We start from the raw sequence: 15,509 nt of genomic DNA on the forward strand, positions 1-15,509 counted from the left end.
CCCCGCATCCTGCCCGCCGCCCGCATCGGCGCGGCGACAGGAAAGGCGCGGAGGCCCGTTGATGAAGCTGATGATTCTGCGTCACGCGCCGGCGCTGACCGGGGGGCGGCTAGCCGGCCGCCGCGATGTCGATGCCGATTGCAGCGACCGCGACGCCTTCGCGCGGATGGCCACGCGGCTGGGCGAGATCGGGGAGGTGCTGAGCAGTCCGGCGCGGCGCTGCCTGCAGACCGCGGTGGCGCTTGGGCTTGGCGACCCGCCGACCCGCGCGGCCCTCTGGGAACAGGATCACGGCGCCTGGGAGGGCATGGCTCTTGACCGCCTGCCCGACCTGGGCCGGATGAGCCCGGCCGACCTGGCGCGGCACCGTCCCGACGGCGGCGAAAGCTTCGACGACATGGCCGCGCGCGTCCGCCCCGAGATCGAGGCGCTGCGCGGCGACTGCCTGATCGTGGCCCATGCCGGCACGGTCCGCGCGGCGCTGGCGATGGTGGTGGGACCCGCGGCGCTGTCCTTCGCGGTGGCGCCGCTGTCGCTGACCGTGCTGCGCCGCGCAGGCCCCGACTGGTCCGTCGAGGCCGTGAACGTGACCGCGCCATGATGGCCCTGACCGCCCTAATCGCGCTGGCCGTCGACGCCGCCATCGGCTGGCCCGACGCGCTGTTTCGCCGGATCGGCCATCCGGTCACATGGCTGGGTCGGCTGATCGCGGCGCTGGACTCGCGGATGAACCGGGGCCGGGCGCGGGTTCTGCGCGGCGCGCTGGCCAGCCTTGTGGTGATCGCGGCGGCGCTGGCCCCCGCGCTGCTGCTGGCGGCGCTGTTCGGGCCGCTGATCGCCGGGCTGCTGGCCTGGCCCTTGGTGGCGGCGCGGTCGCTCGACCAGCATCTGCGCGCGGTCGCCCGGCCGCTGCTGGCGGGCGATCTGACTGCCGCGCGCCGCGCCACCGCGATGATCGTCGGTCGCGATGTCAGCGGTGCCGGCGAGGCCGCGCTGTCGCGCGCGGCGATCGAGAGCCTGGCCGAGAACGCCTCGGACGGGGTGATCGCGCCGCTGTTCTGGGCGGCGGTGGCGGGGCTGCCTGGCATCGCGGCCTACAAGGCGATCAACACGCTGGATTCGATGATCGGGCACCGCACCCCCCGGCACGAGGAGTTCGGCCGCTTTGCCGCGCGGCTCGACGATGTGGCGAACTGGCTGCCCGCGCGGCTGACGGCGCTGCTGCTGGCGGCGGTCGGCGGCCGCCCTGCCCTTGCGGTGGCGCGCCGCGACGCGGGCGCGCACCGCTCGCCGAATGCGGGCTGGCCCGAGGCGGCGATGGCGGGGGCGCTGGCGGTGCGGCTGTCGGGCCCGCGCCGTTATGCCGACCGGATCGCGGACGAGCCCTGGCTGAACGGAGCGGCCCGCGACCCGCAGGCTGCCGACATCCTGCGCGCACTGCGCCTGTACCGTCGCGCGACCGCGCTGGCGGCGGCGGGGCTTGCGGTGCTGGCGGTGATCTAGGCGCCGCTCAGCCGGCGGTCACGCGAACCTCCTGGCTGACCATCTCGGCGGCGGTCATCGTGGTCATGAAGGCCACGTCGGTCGCATCGCGGCCCACCGCGATCAGCGCCATCTGATCGGCGCGGGCCATGCCGGTCGGATCGACCAGATGCCAGCCACCCTGCAGGTAGACCTCGACCACGGCGTGGAAATCGGGCGGCTCGACCGGCGGCGCATAGACGCTGGCGATGCGGGCCGGGATCTGCGCGGCGCGGCACAGCGCGATCATCAGATGGGCATAGTCGCGGCAGACGCCGCGGCGTTCCAGGAAGGTGTCGGCGGCGGTGGTGCTGGCGGTGCTGACGCCGGGCACATAGTCCAGCCGCTGTTCCACCCAGTCGCGGATCGCCTGCACCTTGGCGCCGCCCTCCAGGTCGCCGAAACGCTGCGTGGCAAAGGACACGAAGCGTTCGGCCTGGCAATAGCGAGACGACAGCAGATAGCGCAGCGCGTCGCCGGGCATTTCATCGACCTGATCGGCCGCCAGCCCGGCCAGATCGGGGCAACCGCGCGAGATCGCCACCTCGGCGTCATAGCGGCAGCGGATATGGTCGGCGGCGCGCAGGATGATGCGCTCGCCGATGCCCTCCTCGCCGGGGACGCGGGCCAAATGCTCGACCCGGCCGAAATCGATCGCGGTGCTGCGCAGGTCCTGGCCGCCGGCACCCGCCGCCTCCAGCATCAGCAGCACCGGACCCGGCTGCGCCAGACGATATTCAAGTTCGACCCCGATCTTCACACGCATCTTCACCCCCTGGGACATGCCGCCTGATCGCAGGTTGCGGCGCGGGGTGCAATGATCCGGACGGCGCGCCGGTTCCGCGACGCAAAGCCCCTTTCGCGCTGCACACCGGCGCGCTATGACCGCGCCATGCTGAAGACCCGCATCATCCCCTGCCTTGATGTCGCCGATGGCCGCGTGGTCAAGGGCGTGAATTTCGTGGACCTGATCGACGCCGGCGACCCGGTCGAGGCGGCGCGGGCCTATGACGCGGCCGGCGCCGACGAGATCTGCTTTCTGGACATCCACGCCACCCACGAGAACCGCGGCACCATGTTCGACCTGGTGACCCGCACGGCCGAGCAGTGCTTCGTGCCGCTGACGGTGGGCGGGGGCGTGCGCACCCATGAGGACGTGCGCGCCCTGCTGCTGGCCGGCGCCGACAAGGTCAGCTTCAATTCGGCCGCCGTCGCCGATCCCGACGTGGTGGCCGCCGCCGCCGACCGCTTCGGCAGCCAGTGCATCGTGGTGGCGATCGACGCCAAGACCGTGGCGCCCGGCGAATGGCAGATCTTCACCCATGGCGGGCGCAAGCCCACCGGCATCGACGCCGTCGACTTCGCCCGCACCGTCGAGGCCCGCGGCGCTGGCGAGATCCTGCTGACCTCGATGGACCGCGACGGCACGCGGTCGGGCTTCAACCTGCCGCTGACCCGCGCCATCGCCGATGCGGTGGGCATCCCCGTCATCGCCTCGGGCGGGGTCGGCACGCTGGATCACCTGGTCGAGGGCGTGACCGAGGGCCATGCCAGCGCCGTTCTGGCCGCCTCGATCTTCCATTTCGGCACCTTCACCATCGCCGAGGCCAAGGCCCACATGGCCGCGGCGGGCATCCCGATGAGGCTGGCATGAACGCGCTGGAGCGGCTGGCCCGGACCATCGAGGCGCGCAGGACCGCCGACCCGGACAGCAGCTGGACCGCCGCCCTGCTGGCCAAGGGCCCCGAGAAATGCGCCGAGAAATTCGGCGAGGAAGCCGTCGAGGCGATCATCGAGGCGGTGCGCGGCGATCGCGCGCGGCTGACCTCGGAAGCCGCCGACGTGCTGTTTCACCTGCTGGTCATGCTGGCCGCGCGCGACGTGCCGCTGGCGGACGTGCTGGCCGAGCTGGCGCGGCGCGAGGGGGTGTCGGGCGTGGCCGAGAAGGCCGCGCGCCGCTGAGGGCACGGACGGCCGGATCGCGCGAAACCCTTCCCTCTTGCCCCCCGGCAAGGCTATAAGCGACGCAACCGCCGCGATTGCGAGGATGGCGGCACGAGAACACGGCAGAGGACGGCATGAGCAACGACACCACGAACGGCAAGCATCACGAGGGCGACGTGGCCTTCATACAGTCGCTGGCCGAACTGCTGAACGCCAGCGAACTGAGCGAGATCTCGGTCAAGCGCGAATATGGCGAACATGACCGCCTGACGGTCAGCCTCTCGAAACATGCCCGGCAGGCCGTCGCGGCGGCGCCGATGCAGATGGCGGCTCCGGCAGCGGCCCCTGCCCCCGGCGCGCCCGCGGCACCCGCCGCACCCGCCGCCGCCGGCAGCGAGGATCCGGCCAGCCTGCCGGGCGCGGTGACCTCGCCGATGGTCGGCACCGCCTATCTGTCGGCAGAGCCCGGCGCCGCACCCTTCGTGCAGATCGGCCAGACCGTCGCCGAGGGCGAGACGCTCTTGATCGTCGAGGCTATGAAGACCATGAACCACATCCCGGCCCCCCGCGCCTGCACCGTCCGGCGCATCCTCGTCGATGACGGCAGCCCCGTCGAATTCGGCGCCCCCCTGATGGTCGTCGAGTGAGGCCCGGATGTTCGACAAGATCCTGATCGCCAACCGCGGCGAGATCGCCCTGCGCGTGATCCGTGCCTGCCGCGAGATGGGCATCGCCTCGGTCGCCGTGCATTCGACCGCCGACGCCGACGCCATGCATGTGCGCATGGCCGACGAATCGGTCTGCATCGGCCCGGCGCCCTCGGCGGCCAGCTATCTGTCGATGCCCGCGATCATCTCGGCCTGCGAGATCACCGGCGCGCAGGCGATCCATCCGGGCTACGGCTTCCTGTCCGAGAATGCCGGCTTCGTGCAGATGCTGGAAGATCACGGCATCACCTTCATCGGGCCGCGCGCGGAACATATCCGCATCATGGGCGACAAGATCACCGCCAAGGACACGATGAAGGCGCTTGGCGTGCCCTGCGTGCCGGGCAGCGATGGCGGCGTCGACGATGTCGACGAGGCCACCCGGGTCGCCGCCCAGATCGGCTATCCGGTCATCATCAAGGCGACCGCCGGCGGCGGCGGGCGCGGCATGAAGGTGGCCACCGACGCCAAGGGCCTCGAGGTGGCGTTCCGCACCGCCCGGGCAGAGGCCAAGGCCGCCTTCGGCAACCCCGATGTCTATATCGAGAAATACCTGCAGAAGCCGCGCCACATCGAGATCCAGGTGTTCGGCGACGGCAGGGGCCGCGCCGTTCATCTGGGCGAGCGCGACTGTTCGCTGCAACGCCGTCACCAGAAGGTGCTGGAGGAAGCCCCGGGCCCGGTCATCACGCCCGAGCAGCGCGCCCATATCGGCAAGGTCTGCGCCGATGCGGTGGCCAAGATCGGCTATGCCGGCGCCGGCACCATCGAGTTCCTGTTCGAGGATGGCGAGTTCTACTTCATCGAGATGAACACCCGCCTGCAGGTCGAACACCCGGTGACCGAGGCGATCTTCGGCGTCGATCTGGTCCGACAGCAGATCCTGGTCGCCGCCGGCGCCGAGATGGAGTTCCGCCAGGAGGATCTGTCCATCCGCGGCCACGCCATCGAGGTGCGCATCAACGCCGAGAAGGTGCCGGGCTTCAGCCCGTGCCCCGGCCGCATCACCCAGTATCACGCCCCCGGCGGCCTGGGGGTGCGGATCGATTCCGCCCTGTATGACGGCTATTCGATCCCGCCCTATTACGACAGCCTGATCGGCAAGCTGATCGTGCATGGCCGCGACCGCCACGAGGCGCTTGCCCGGCTGGACCGCGCCCTGGGCGAGCTGATCGTGGACGGGGTCGACACCACCGTGCCGCTGTTCCGCGCCCTGCTGCAAGAGCCCGACATCCACAGCGGCAGCTATTCGATCCATTGGCTGGAACGCTGGCTGGACCAGAAATACGGGTGACCGGCGCGCGATGCTGTCACCTGCGCAGCTGCTGTCTGGCTATGCGCGCGGCGTCTTTCCGATGGCCGAATGCGCCGACGACCCAAGGCTTTACTGGTTCGATCCGCCGCATCGCGGGGTGATGCCGATCGGCGGGGTCCATGCCTCGCATTCGCTGCGGCGCGATCTGCGGCGGGGCGGCTGGTCGGCGCGGCTGAACCGGGATTTCGACGAGGTCGTGGCCCGATGCGCCGATCGCGACGTGACCTGGATCAACGCGCCCCTGTCGGATCTGTATCGCCAGCTGCACGCCGCGGGCCACGCGCATGCCATCGCGGTGGTCCGCGACGGCCGGCTTGCGGGCGGGATCTTCGGCGTGACGCTGGGCACGGCCTTTTTCGGGGAATCGATGGTCTCGCTGCGCAGCAACGGGTCCAAGATGGCGCTGCTGTGGACCTCGTCGCATCTGCGCCGCTGCGGGTTCCGGCTGTTCGACACGCAGTTCCTGACCCCGCATCTGGCGCGCATGGGCGGGATCGAGATCTCGCGCCGCGACTACCGGCGCAGGCTGTCCGAGGCGCTGGACAGCTCTGCCGATTTCACCGCCGCGCCGCTGCCGGACGCGGATCAGCTTTGGCAGGAGATCACCCAGACGTCATAGCGCGCATCGTCCAGGGCCGACAGCGCGGGCGAGCTGGCGATCATCCAGCCGCTGAACAGGGTCACGTTCTGCGCCAGGTCGCTGATCGTCAGCTGTGCATAGGCGTCCGAGCTGGGATCGCCGGCCGGATAGCGACATTCGCCAAGCCGCACCTCTAGCCGGCCATACCGCGCCACCTGCCCGACCTGCAAGGGCAGGTCGGTGGTCTTGCCCGACACTTTGTCGAGCCCGCGCAGAAGCGCACCCCCGGCCCGCGCCACCTCTTGCGCCGCCAGCGGCTGCGCGCAAAGGCCGATGGCCACCAGCCCTGCGAAGGCCGCCCGGATCATGGCGCCGCGGCGCCCTCCGGCGCCGGTCCGTCATCGGCCTGGCTGTCGACGAACTTCATCATCAGCTGCAACAGGCTGACCGCGCCCTGCACCTCCTCGATCTCGTCGCCAGGGCCCAGATTTTCGAGGCTGCCACCGGGCTGGATCTGGATATAGGCGCCGCCCAGAAGACCGTCGGACTGGATGATCGCGGCGCTGTCCATCGGCAGGGCCACATCCTCGGGAATGCTGAGCCGCGCATCGGCCATGAAGGTCTGCGGGTTCAGGCGCACCTGCGTCACGCGCCCTACCTTCACCCCGGCGAGGCGCACCTCGGTGCCCACCTCGACGCCGTCGACATCAGGGAACGAAGCGGTGACCTCATAGCCGCCGCGCCGCAGCAGGTCGCCGCCCGCCGCCCAGCCAAGAAAGCCCAGCGCGACGGCCAGCACGATGCCGCCCGCCAGAAGTTCGGCGCGCCGTTCGGCCCGCTGCTCGGCCGCAACGCTCATCTATTCGGGCTGCCACGCATCATAGTCGCGCCGGGTCGCGGGCTCGGCGCGGTACAGCGAGCCTTCGGGATGATAGGCGCCGGGCGTGCCGGTCAGGTTGGCCAGATGGGGCTGTTCCCAGGCCTTGCGCGGCAGCGGCCTTTCGGTCGGCGGCTCGTTCCAGGTGTGGTGCAGCCAGCCATGCCATTCCGGGCTGACGCGGCTTGCCTCGGCCTCGCCGTGATAGATGACCCACCGGCGCGACCCGTCGCGGTTCTGGTAGAACATGTTGCCCTCGGCATCCTCGCCGACCTTGGTGCCGTTGCGCCAGGTCCAGAACTGGGTGTTGAGCGTCTGGCTGTTCCACCAGGTCAAAGCGCGAAGCAGGAACGACATCGATGCGGGCCTCATCCTTCAGATCTGCACGAGATATGGCCGAGTTTGCACGCCAGGTCCAGCCTTGGCGTCGTCCGCCTGCGGGACCGCCGCGGCCGACCGGATCCAGCGCCGTGGCGCCGGCCCCGCAGGCCCGGGCGGTCAACCCGCCGAGGCGCTTTCCTTCTTCTGGTCGGCATGGATCAGCAGCGGCTTGACGGCCGGGTTCTGCACCGCATCCTCGTTCACCACGACCTCCTCGACGCTGTCGAGGCCGGGCAGTTCGAACATGGTGTCCAGCAGGATGTCCTCCATGATCGAGCGCAGGCCACGGGCGCCGGTCTTGCGCTTGATGGCGCGGCGGGCGATCGCGTTCAGCGCATCCTCGGTGAAGGTCAGCTGCACGCCCTCCAGATCGAACAGCCGCTGATACTGCTTGACCAGCGCGTTCTTGGGCTTGGTCAGGATGATGATCAGCGCCTCTTCGTCGAGGTCGGTCAGGGTGGCGATCACCGGCAGGCGGCCGACGAATTCGGGGATCAGGCCGAATTTCAGCAGATCCTCGGGCTCGAGTTCCTTGAACAGCTCGCCCACGCCGCGATCGTCGTTCTCCTTGACGCTGGCGCCGAAGCCCATCGCCGTGCCCTTGTTGCGCTGCGAGATGATCCGGTCCAGCCCCGCGAAGGCGCCGCCGCAGATGAACAGGATATTGGTCGTATCCACCTGCAGGAATTCCTGCTGCGGATGCTTGCGTCCGCCCTGCGGCGGCACCGATGCGACGGTACCCTCCATGATCTTCAGCAGGGCCTGCTGCACGCCCTCGCCCGAGACGTCGCGGGTGATCGAGGGGTTGTCGGACTTGCGGGTGATCTTGTCGACCTCGTCGATATAGACGATGCCCCGCTGTGCGCGTTCGACATTGTATTCGCTGGCCTGCAGCAGCTTCAGGATGATGTTCTCGACATCCTCGCCGACATAGCCGGCCTCGGTCAGCGTGGTCGCGTCGGCCATGGTGAAGGGCACGTCGAGGATCCGCGCCAGGGTCTGCGCCAGCAGCGTCTTGCCGCAGCCGGTCGGCCCGATCAGCAGGATGTTCGACTTGGCCAGTTCGATGTCGGACTTGCTGCCGTGGTTCAGCCGCTTGTAGTGGTTGTGGACCGCGACCGACAGCACGCGCTTGGCGTGTTCCTGGCCGATCACGTAATCATCGAGGACCGCGCAGATCTCCTTGGGGGTCGGCACGCCGTCGCCCGATTTCAGCCCGGTCGATTTCGTCTCCTCGCGGATGATGTCCATGCACAGTTCGACGCATTCGTCGCAGATGAACACCGTCGGACCCGCGATCAGCTTGCGCACCTCGTGCTGGCTCTTGCCGCAGAAGCTGCAATAGAGGGTGTTCTTGCTGTCGCCGCCGGACTGGTTCGCCATCGTCCACTTCCTTCGTTGCCGCCGGCCCCCTGGCCCGCGGGCGGCCGCGGATGTCTGTCCGCGCCGCTTCGGTGATCGTCCGGGCAGGCCCGTCCGGGCCGCCTCGAGGTCTTGGCGCCATGTTAGGGGCGACGCCGTCCCGTCACAATCCCCAACAGGGCTATTTCTTCTCGGGCTCGGCCTTGCCGCGCGGGGCCACCACCTCGTCGATCAGACCCCAGTCCTTCGCCTCCTCGGGCGACATGAAGCGGTCGCGTTCCAGGGCCTCCTCGACCTCGGCCAGCGACTTGCCGGTATGGGTCACGTAGATCTCGTTCAGCCGCCGCTTCAGCTTCTCGGTCTCGCGGGCGTGGATCAGGATGTCGGTGGCCTGGCCCTGGAAGCCGCCGGAGGGCTGGTGGACCATCACCCGGCTGTTGGGCAGCGAATAGCGCAGTCCCGGCTCGCCTGCGGCCAGCAGCAGCGAGCCCATCGAGGCAGCCTGCCCCACCACCAGCGTCGAGACGCGCGGCTTGATGTATTGCATGGTGTCGTAGATCGAAAGCCCCGAGGTGACGACGCCGCCGGGGCTGTTGATGTACATGCTGATGTCCTTGGTCGGGTTCTCGGCCTCGAGGAACAGCAGTTGCGCACAGATCAGCGTCGACATGCCGTCATGCACGGGGCCCGACACGAAGATGATCCGTTCCTTCAGCAGCCGCGAGAAGATGTCATAGGCGCGTTCGCCCCGCGAGGTCTGTTCGACCACCATGGGGACAAGGGTGTTCATGTAGAATTCGGCCGGATCGCTCATCATCTGTCCCTGCTCTGTGTCGCGCCTGAAGTTTCTGGTCCCGCGATTCGTCCGGGGCTGACGCCCTGTCATATCCGCGAAAGGTTGACAGAGTCTTAGTAACCGGCAAGGTCCGCCGCAAGGGATGGATCGCAATTCCGCAGATGCCATCCGCGCCGCGCAACCCGGGAGGCGCTTGTGAAGCTGTTGGTCGGCCTTGGAAACCCGGGCGCGAAATATGCCGCGAACCGCCACAATATCGGCTTCATGGCCGTCGACCGGATCGCGGCGGATCATGGCTTCGGGCCGTGGAAGGCGCGCTTTCAGGGGGCGGCATCCGAGGGGCGGCTGGGGTCGGTGCGCGTCACCCTGCTGAAGCCGCAGACCTTCATGAACCTGTCCGGGCAATCCGTGGGCGAGGCGATGCGCTATCTGAAGATCGCGCCCGGTGATGTCATCGTGCTGCATGACGAACTGGACCTTGCGCCCGGCAAATGCCGCGTCAAGCAGGGCGGCGGCCATGCCGGCCATAACGGGCTGCGCTCGATCCATCAGCATGTGGGCGCGGACTACATGCGGGTCAGGCTGGGGATCGGGCATCCGGGCCACAAGGACCGCGTTGCGGGCCATGTGCTTTCGGATTTCGCCAAGGCCGATCAGGACTGGCTTGACGATCTGCTGCGCGGCGTGTCGGACGGGGTCGCGGCACTTGTCGCGGATGACACGGCGCGGTTCCTCAATGCCGTGGCCGCCCGCACCGCACCACCGCGCAGCGGGACCGGCCAGCGCGGCGGGGCGGCATCGGCCGACAGCCCCCGCGACCTGTCGGGGCCGGTGCAGCCGCAGCCCCGGCCCCAGCCCTCCGAACCGCAGAGTCTGGCCGACCGGCTGCGCGCCCTGTCCGACCGGTTCCGGTGACCCAGGCCGCCATCCGCGCGGCGTTTCGCGGCCAGGCCGAGGCCTGCCGCAGCTTGGGTTCCCCCTTCACCGCAGCGCTCTGCGAGATGCTGGCCGATGCGCTGTGGCCGGGCGGCGGGGCGGTGGCCGACCGCGTGCTGGGCTGGCAAGGCGATCCGACCGGTCGGGGCGACTCGCTGCCGCTGCGGCTCTGCGGGGCGCTGCATGCGCTGGTGCTGCGCGAGACCGATCCCGCGCTGGCGGCCGCCTGGCAGGCGCGGCAGCCGGACCCCGCGGTGGTGCTGGCGGCCTTGTCGCGCCACGAAGCCGAGATCCTCGCCTGGCTGGACAGTCCGCCACAGACCAACGAGGTCGCGCGTGCTGCTGCGGTGATCGGGGCCGCGCGGTTCCTGGCGGCGCGGCTGCCGCTGCCGCTGCGAGTTCTGGAACTGGGTGCCTCGGCGGGGCTGAACCTGAACTTCGCCCGCTATTACCTGCTGCCGGGCCCCGATGCGCCGCTGCCGGCGGATGCGGTGCGGCTGACGCCCGACTGGTCGGGCACCCTGCCCGACGCGCCCCTTCGCGTCGCCGAGACGCGCGGCGTCGACCTGCGCCCGGTCGATGCGCGGCGCGACGGGCTGCGCCTGATGGCCTATTGCTGGGCCGACCAGACCGAACGCATGCAGCGGCTGCGCGCGGCGCTGGCGGTCGCGCGGGCGCATCCGCCGCAGGTCGATGCCGGGGATGCCGGCGTGTGGCTGGCACACCGGCTTGCCATCGCCGCGCCGGGACGGCTGACCCTGGTCTTTCACACCATTGCCGCGCAGTATTTCCCGCCCGCCACGCGCCAGCAGGTCGCCGCCGCCCTGACGCGCGCCGCGGCCGTCGCAGGCCCGCGGGCGCCACTGGCGCATTTCGCGATGGAGGCCGATGGCGGCACAGGTGCGGCCCTGCGTCTGTCCCTGTGGGACGGCAGCTGCGAAGCCTGGGATCTGGGCCGCGCCGATTTCCATGGCCGCTGGATCGACTGGCGGCCCCGCCGCGTCTGAGCGGGGCGGGACGAAGGGGCTTGGCCTGCGACCTCGCGGGCAGTAGCCTTGCAGCATCGGAGGAGATCGTCATGGAGCCATCGCTGAACGTCCTGGGCGGCACGCTCGAGCCCTGCTCGATGAGGCCGTTGACCGGCTTCTACCGCAATGGCTGCTGCGATACCGGGGCCAGCGACAGCGGCAGCCACACCGTCTGCGTGATCGTCACGGCCGAGTTCCTCGCCATGTCACGCTATCTGGGCAACGACCTGTCGACGCCGCGGCCGGAATTCCAGTTTCCCGGCCTGAAGCCCGGCGACCGCTGGTGCCTCTGCGCCGCGCGCTTCCTGCAGGCGGCGCAGGAATTCGCCGCGCCCAAGGTGGTGCTGGAGGCGACGCATCGCCGGGCGCTTGCCATCGTGCCGATGGAGCTGCTGCGCGCCCATGCGGTGACGGATGCGCAGGATCAGGGCCCGCAGCAATCCTGATCCGACCCGGCCGCTGATGCGCGCCGCTGTCCGGCCGGTGTCGCCGACAGGAAACGGCCGGCGCGGGAGCTTCCGCACCGGCCGTCTCGCCATCAACAGGGTTTTCAGGTCAGCCGTTGCTGTCGCTGCCGCCGTCAGACCCGCCATCCGAACCGTCGCCATCCGAACCGTCGCTGTCCGAGCCGTCGCCGGCCGCCGCGTCGCTGCCGTCATCGCCGGCACCAGAGGCGTCACCATCGGCATCCCCGCCGGTCGCCCCATCATCCGCGGACCCGTCATTGGTCGCCCCGTCATCGGTGGCCCCGTCATCGGTGCCATCATCCGTTGCGCCATCATCGGTGGAGCCATCGTCCGTTGCGTCGTCATCCGTTGCATCGTCATCCGTGGCATCGTCGCCGGCGGCAGCAGCCGGCGTGTCATCGCTTGAACTTGCCTCGGGATCGGGGCGAAGCTCTTCGCCGTTGACCGACACGAGGCTGCCATTCGCGACGCTGTAGACCAGCTCGATCGGCTCGCCGGCGCGGTTGGCGGTGATGGTCATCAGGGCGCCTTCACGCTTGATGTAGACATCGGTGAAGCCCTGCGCGATCAGCGTCTCGGCGATCTCCTGTTCGTTGTCCAGCTGGACGGCCATCGGCACGCCGGTCTCGGCCACGAAGCTGGCCGGGCCGTCAGCCTCCAGCGCGGGCGCCGGCACGATCACGGTCTCGGTCGTCTGGGCCAGCGCGGTGCCGCCAAGCAGTGCGGCAACTGCGGCGATGCGGCCGCCTGCGATCAGGGTCCTGAGGGTCGGGTTCTGCATGGTCTTGCCTCCGTCATGCGGTATGGCAAGAGAACGGCGCCGGGAGGGCGCCGGTTCACTGTCGTCACGCCACGTCACCCGGTCGGCGGGGTCTTGCCGACCGCCCGCGACGGTGCCACGGCCCCGGTCAGCCCTGGATGTCGAAGCCCAGATGCTTGGCGACGGTGAAGATGTCCTTGTCGCCGCGCCCGCACATGTTCATCACGATCAGGTGGTCGGCGGGCAGGTCCGGCGCGATCCTCGTGACATGGGCCAGCGCGTGGCTGGGTTCCAGCGCGGGGATGATCCCCTCGGTCTCGCAGCACAGCCGGAAGGCCGCCAGCGCCTCGTCATCGGTGATGCTGACATACTGCGCCCGGCCGACATCCTTCAGCCAGGCATGTTCCGGCCCGATCCCCGGATAGTCGAGGCCGGCGCTGATCGAATGACCCTCGAGGATCTGGCCGTCGGGGTCCTGCAGCAGGTAGGTGCGGTTGCCGTGCAGCACGCCCGCGCGACCGCCCGAAAGGCTGGCGCAGTGCTGCATCCGGTCGTCGACGCCCTTGCCGCCCGCCTCGACCCCGATGATCGCCACCTCGGGATCGTCGAGGAAGGGAAAGAACAGCCCCATCGCGTTCGAGCCGCCGCCGATCGCCGCCACCAGCGTGTCGGGCAGCCGCCCCTCGCGGGCCATGATCTGTTCGCGTACCTCCTTGCCGATGATCGACTGGAAGTCGCGCACCATCGCCGGATAGGGATGCGGGCCGGCGACCGTGCCGATACAGTAGAAGGTGTCGCGCACATTGGTCACCCAGTCGCGCAACGCGTCGTTCATCGCGTCCTTCAGCGTGCCGCGCCCCGAGGTGACGGGCACAACCTCGGCGCCCAGCAGCCGCATGCGGAACACGTTCGGGGCCTGCCGCTCGACGTCGTGGGCGCCCATGTAGACCACGCATTTCAGCCCGAAGCGCGCACAGACCGTGGCCGTCGCCACGCCATGCTGGCCCGCGCCGGTCTCGGCGATGATCCGGGTCTTGCCCATGCGCATCGCCAGCAGGATCTGCCCCAGAACGTTGTTGATCTTGTGCGCGCCGGTGTGGTTCAGCTCGTCGCGCTTCATGTAGATCCGCGCCCCGCCCAGCCGGTCCGACAGCCGTTCGGCATGATACAGCGGCGAGGGCCTGCCGACGTAATGGGTCCACAGATCGTCCATCTGCGCCCAGAACGAGGCATCGGTCTTGGCGCGCTCGTATTCGGCCTCGAGATCGAGGATCAGAGGCATCAGCGTCTCGCTGACAAAGCGGCCGCCATAGATGCCAAAGCGGCCCTGCTGGTCGGGCCCCTGCCTGAAGCTGTTCACCAGATCGTCGGCCATGCTGTGCGCCCTTGCGGTTGGAATGGATGTCGGCGGCCCGAGAACGGCCTAGAGCGGCTTCTTATAGCCGATATGGCTGGGCGTGAAGCCCATGCGCTCATAGAAGCGGTGCGCGTCGGTCCGCGCCCTGTTGGTGGTGAACTGGATCAGCCGGCATCCGGCGTCGCGGGCGCGGGCCTCGGCGTCGCGCATCAGTGCCGCGCCCAGGCCCATGCCGCGCAGCGCGGCCAGCACCCGGACGCCCTCGACCTGCGCACGGCGGCTGGCCGACAGCGACAGCCCGGAGATGAAGGTGATCTGATAGCAGGCAGCGACCTCGCCGGCGATCTCGGCCACGATCAGCAGGTTACCGGCCTCGGCCTGCATCGCCTCGAAGGCGGCCAGGTAGGGGGCTGGATCGGTCGCCTCGCGGGCCCGGCCCAGCACGTCATCGGCCAGCAGCGCGATGATCGCCGGGACATCGGCGCGAAGGGCGGGGCGGAAGACGGGGCGGACTGGCGGCATGGCGTCATCCGGCGATCGGTGGCGGGGTGCCCGCGGGTTTGCGCCATCCTCACGGCTTCGTCAACGCAGGGGGTGCGTCGGATTGCCGCGGTCTTGCGTGGCTGTCGTCAAGGCGGTCGGCAAGCGGTCGCCCCAACCCCACAGGAAGGACGACCCATGCACAGGATCATTGCCACCCTCATCGCGACCACGGCCATCAGCGGCGCGGCAGGTGCCGCGACCGTCATCGGCCTTGCCGGCGACCGCACCATCGTCAGGATCGACCCCGCCAGCGCCGCCGTGACCGGCATGATCGAGGTCAGCGGCGCCGACCGCCTGCTGGGCATCGACTACCGCCCCGCCAACGGGACCCTGATCGGCGTGACCGACAACCAGACCATCGTCACCATCGACCCCGAGACCGGCGCCGCGACCGAGATCGCCGCCATGACCGCGCAACTGCCGATCGCCGAGGGCGCGCCGGTCATCGTCGATGTGAACCCGGCCGCCGACAAGCTGCGCTTCATGTCGGGCACCACCAACCATCGCGTCGACATGGACAGCGGCGAGGCGACGGTGGACGGCGCGCTGAACTGGGCCGAAGGCGACGCGAATGCCGGGGCGCCCTTCATGGTCGCGGGGACGGGCTATACCAACAGCCACGGCAAGCCCGAGACGACGGCGATGTTCAACATCGATGCCGCGCTGTCGTCGCTGTTGCAACAGACCGCGCCGAATGACGGCACCAACGCCACGATCGGCAGCCTGGGCGTGGCCCTGGAGGGACCGATCGGCTTCGACGTGGCCGCCGACGGCGAGGGCGCCAACACGGCATGGCTGGCCGCGCTTGGCGGGCTGCACACCGTCGACCTCGAGACCGGCGCGGTCAGCGAAAGCTGGCAGATCGACGGGCTGGATGTCGCGCTGCGCGACATCACCGTCTGGCCGTCGATGTAGCGCCGGATCGGATGCCGCCG

The 15,509-nt window shown here is 69.6% G+C and carries 20 protein-coding genes; 11 read left to right on the forward strand and 9 right to left on the reverse strand.

Annotated elements, in window-relative coordinates; genetic code table 11:
- Positions 1 to 61: 61 nt before the first annotated feature.
- Both Q5Y72_RS01235 and cbiB read left to right on the forward strand, forming a co-directional pair.
- Positions 62 to 601: a histidine phosphatase family protein gene (locus Q5Y72_RS01235; protein ID WP_305961596.1), complete on the forward strand. Its 540-nt coding sequence runs from the start codon at positions 62 to 64 to the stop codon at positions 599 to 601.
- Positions 601 to 1,503, forward strand: coding sequence for an adenosylcobinamide-phosphate synthase CbiB (cbiB, locus tag Q5Y72_RS01240; RefSeq protein WP_305961597.1), 903 nt, complete (start codon positions 601 to 603; stop codon positions 1,501 to 1,503). Before Q5Y72_RS01235 ends, cbiB begins: the two co-directional genes overlap by 1 nt.
- Positions 1,504 to 1,510: 7 nt before the next feature.
- Here the strand turns inward: cbiB and Q5Y72_RS01245 are convergent, their stop codons facing one another.
- Positions 1,511 to 2,305: a transglutaminase-like domain-containing protein gene (locus Q5Y72_RS01245; RefSeq protein ID WP_305961598.1), complete on the reverse strand. Its 795-nt coding sequence runs from the start codon at positions 2,303 to 2,305 to the stop codon at positions 1,511 to 1,513.
- A 108-nt stretch (positions 2,306 to 2,413) separates the two neighbouring features.
- On the opposite strand from Q5Y72_RS01245, the gene hisF reads away from it, so the two are divergent.
- From hisF to aat, 5 genes are all read left to right on the forward strand, one after another.
- Entirely contained in the window at positions 2,414 to 3,175 is a 762-nt protein-coding gene (hisF, locus tag Q5Y72_RS01250) for an imidazole glycerol phosphate synthase subunit HisF (RefSeq protein ID WP_305961599.1), read from the forward strand.
- Positions 3,172 to 3,483 carry a phosphoribosyl-ATP diphosphatase gene (locus Q5Y72_RS01255; protein WP_305961600.1) on the forward strand — a complete coding sequence of 104 codons (312 nt, stop codon included), beginning with the start codon at positions 3,172 to 3,174 and terminating at the stop codon, positions 3,481 to 3,483. Before hisF ends, Q5Y72_RS01255 begins: the two co-directional genes overlap by 4 nt.
- 116 nt (positions 3,484 to 3,599) lie before the next feature.
- A complete protein-coding gene (gene accB, locus Q5Y72_RS01260; protein ID WP_305961601.1) occupies positions 3,600 to 4,112 on the forward strand; it encodes an acetyl-CoA carboxylase biotin carboxyl carrier protein in 513 nt (170 codons plus the stop codon).
- Between the two features lie 7 nt (positions 4,113 to 4,119).
- Positions 4,120 to 5,466, forward strand: a complete 1,347-nt coding sequence (gene accC / locus Q5Y72_RS01265; RefSeq protein ID WP_305961602.1) for an acetyl-CoA carboxylase biotin carboxylase subunit — start codon at positions 4,120 to 4,122, stop codon at positions 5,464 to 5,466.
- A gap of 10 nt (positions 5,467 to 5,476) precedes the next feature.
- A complete protein-coding gene (gene aat, locus Q5Y72_RS01270; protein WP_305961603.1) occupies positions 5,477 to 6,106 on the forward strand; it encodes a leucyl/phenylalanyl-tRNA--protein transferase in 630 nt (209 codons plus the stop codon).
- Here the strand turns inward: aat and Q5Y72_RS01275 are convergent.
- The 5 genes from Q5Y72_RS01275 to Q5Y72_RS01295 all read right to left on the reverse strand — a co-directional run bounded on the left by Q5Y72_RS01275 (position 6,073) and on the right by Q5Y72_RS01295 (position 9,501).
- On the reverse strand, positions 6,073 to 6,435 hold the full coding sequence (locus Q5Y72_RS01275) for a DUF2155 domain-containing protein (protein ID WP_305961604.1): 363 nt from the start codon (positions 6,433 to 6,435) through the stop codon (positions 6,073 to 6,075). The two genes, aat and Q5Y72_RS01275, sit on opposite strands and share 34 nt — an antisense overlap.
- Positions 6,432 to 6,926 (reverse strand): outer membrane lipid asymmetry maintenance protein MlaD, encoded by a 495-nt coding sequence (gene mlaD / locus Q5Y72_RS01280; RefSeq protein WP_305961605.1) that lies wholly within the window; start codon positions 6,924 to 6,926, stop codon positions 6,432 to 6,434. Before mlaD ends, Q5Y72_RS01275 begins: the two co-directional genes overlap by 4 nt.
- The gene (locus Q5Y72_RS01285) at positions 6,927 to 7,301 is read right to left on the reverse strand and encodes an NADH:ubiquinone oxidoreductase subunit NDUFA12 (protein ID WP_305961606.1); all 375 of its coding nucleotides are present in this window, start codon (positions 7,299 to 7,301) and stop codon (positions 6,927 to 6,929) included. It lies immediately after the preceding gene.
- Between the two features lie 141 nt (positions 7,302 to 7,442).
- Positions 7,443 to 8,708, reverse strand: coding sequence for an ATP-dependent Clp protease ATP-binding subunit ClpX (gene clpX, locus Q5Y72_RS01290; RefSeq protein WP_305961607.1), 1,266 nt, complete (start codon positions 8,706 to 8,708; stop codon positions 7,443 to 7,445).
- A 160-nt stretch (positions 8,709 to 8,868) separates the two neighbouring features.
- On the reverse strand, positions 8,869 to 9,501 hold the full coding sequence (locus tag Q5Y72_RS01295; RefSeq protein ID WP_305961608.1) for an ATP-dependent Clp protease proteolytic subunit: 633 nt from the start codon (positions 9,499 to 9,501) through the stop codon (positions 8,869 to 8,871).
- 177 nt (positions 9,502 to 9,678) lie between these two features.
- Between Q5Y72_RS01295 and pth the strand changes: the two genes are divergently transcribed.
- The 3 genes from pth (at position 9,679) to Q5Y72_RS01310 (ending at position 11,893) form a co-directional block, all read left to right on the forward strand.
- Complete coding sequence (pth, locus tag Q5Y72_RS01300; protein WP_305961609.1) at positions 9,679 to 10,398, forward strand: aminoacyl-tRNA hydrolase; 720 nt, start codon at positions 9,679 to 9,681, stop codon at positions 10,396 to 10,398.
- Positions 10,395 to 11,426, forward strand: coding sequence for a DUF2332 domain-containing protein (locus Q5Y72_RS01305; protein WP_305961610.1), 1,032 nt, complete (start codon positions 10,395 to 10,397; stop codon positions 11,424 to 11,426). The genes pth and Q5Y72_RS01305 overlap by 4 nt, the downstream gene beginning before the upstream one ends.
- A 71-nt stretch (positions 11,427 to 11,497) precedes the next feature.
- Entirely contained in the window at positions 11,498 to 11,893 is a 396-nt protein-coding gene (locus Q5Y72_RS01310; protein ID WP_305961611.1) for a DUF2237 family protein, read from the forward strand.
- 109 nt (positions 11,894 to 12,002) lie between these two features.
- On the opposite strand, the gene Q5Y72_RS01315 is transcribed toward Q5Y72_RS01310, so the two are convergent.
- From Q5Y72_RS01315 to Q5Y72_RS01325, 3 genes are all read right to left on the reverse strand, one after another.
- The gene (locus Q5Y72_RS01315) at positions 12,003 to 12,695 is read right to left on the reverse strand and encodes a hypothetical protein (RefSeq protein ID WP_305961612.1); all 693 of its coding nucleotides are present in this window, start codon (positions 12,693 to 12,695) and stop codon (positions 12,003 to 12,005) included.
- A gap of 127 nt (positions 12,696 to 12,822) precedes the next feature.
- Complete coding sequence (trpB, locus tag Q5Y72_RS01320) at positions 12,823 to 14,049, reverse strand: tryptophan synthase subunit beta (protein ID WP_305961613.1); 1,227 nt, start codon at positions 14,047 to 14,049, stop codon at positions 12,823 to 12,825.
- Positions 14,050 to 14,097: 48 nt separating this feature from the next.
- Complete coding sequence (locus tag Q5Y72_RS01325) at positions 14,098 to 14,553, reverse strand: GNAT family N-acetyltransferase (protein WP_305961614.1); 456 nt, start codon at positions 14,551 to 14,553, stop codon at positions 14,098 to 14,100.
- A gap of 156 nt (positions 14,554 to 14,709) precedes the next feature.
- Between Q5Y72_RS01325 and Q5Y72_RS01330 the strand changes: the two genes are divergently transcribed.
- On the forward strand, positions 14,710 to 15,489 hold the full coding sequence (locus tag Q5Y72_RS01330) for a DUF4394 domain-containing protein (RefSeq protein ID WP_305961615.1): 780 nt from the start codon (positions 14,710 to 14,712) through the stop codon (positions 15,487 to 15,489).
- The last annotated feature ends 20 nt before the right edge of the window (positions 15,490 to 15,509 follow it).

This window comes from Paracoccus spongiarum (assembly GCF_030732095.1).
GTDB classification, from domain to species: Bacteria; Pseudomonadota; Alphaproteobacteria; order Rhodobacterales; family Rhodobacteraceae; genus Paracoccus; species Paracoccus spongiarum.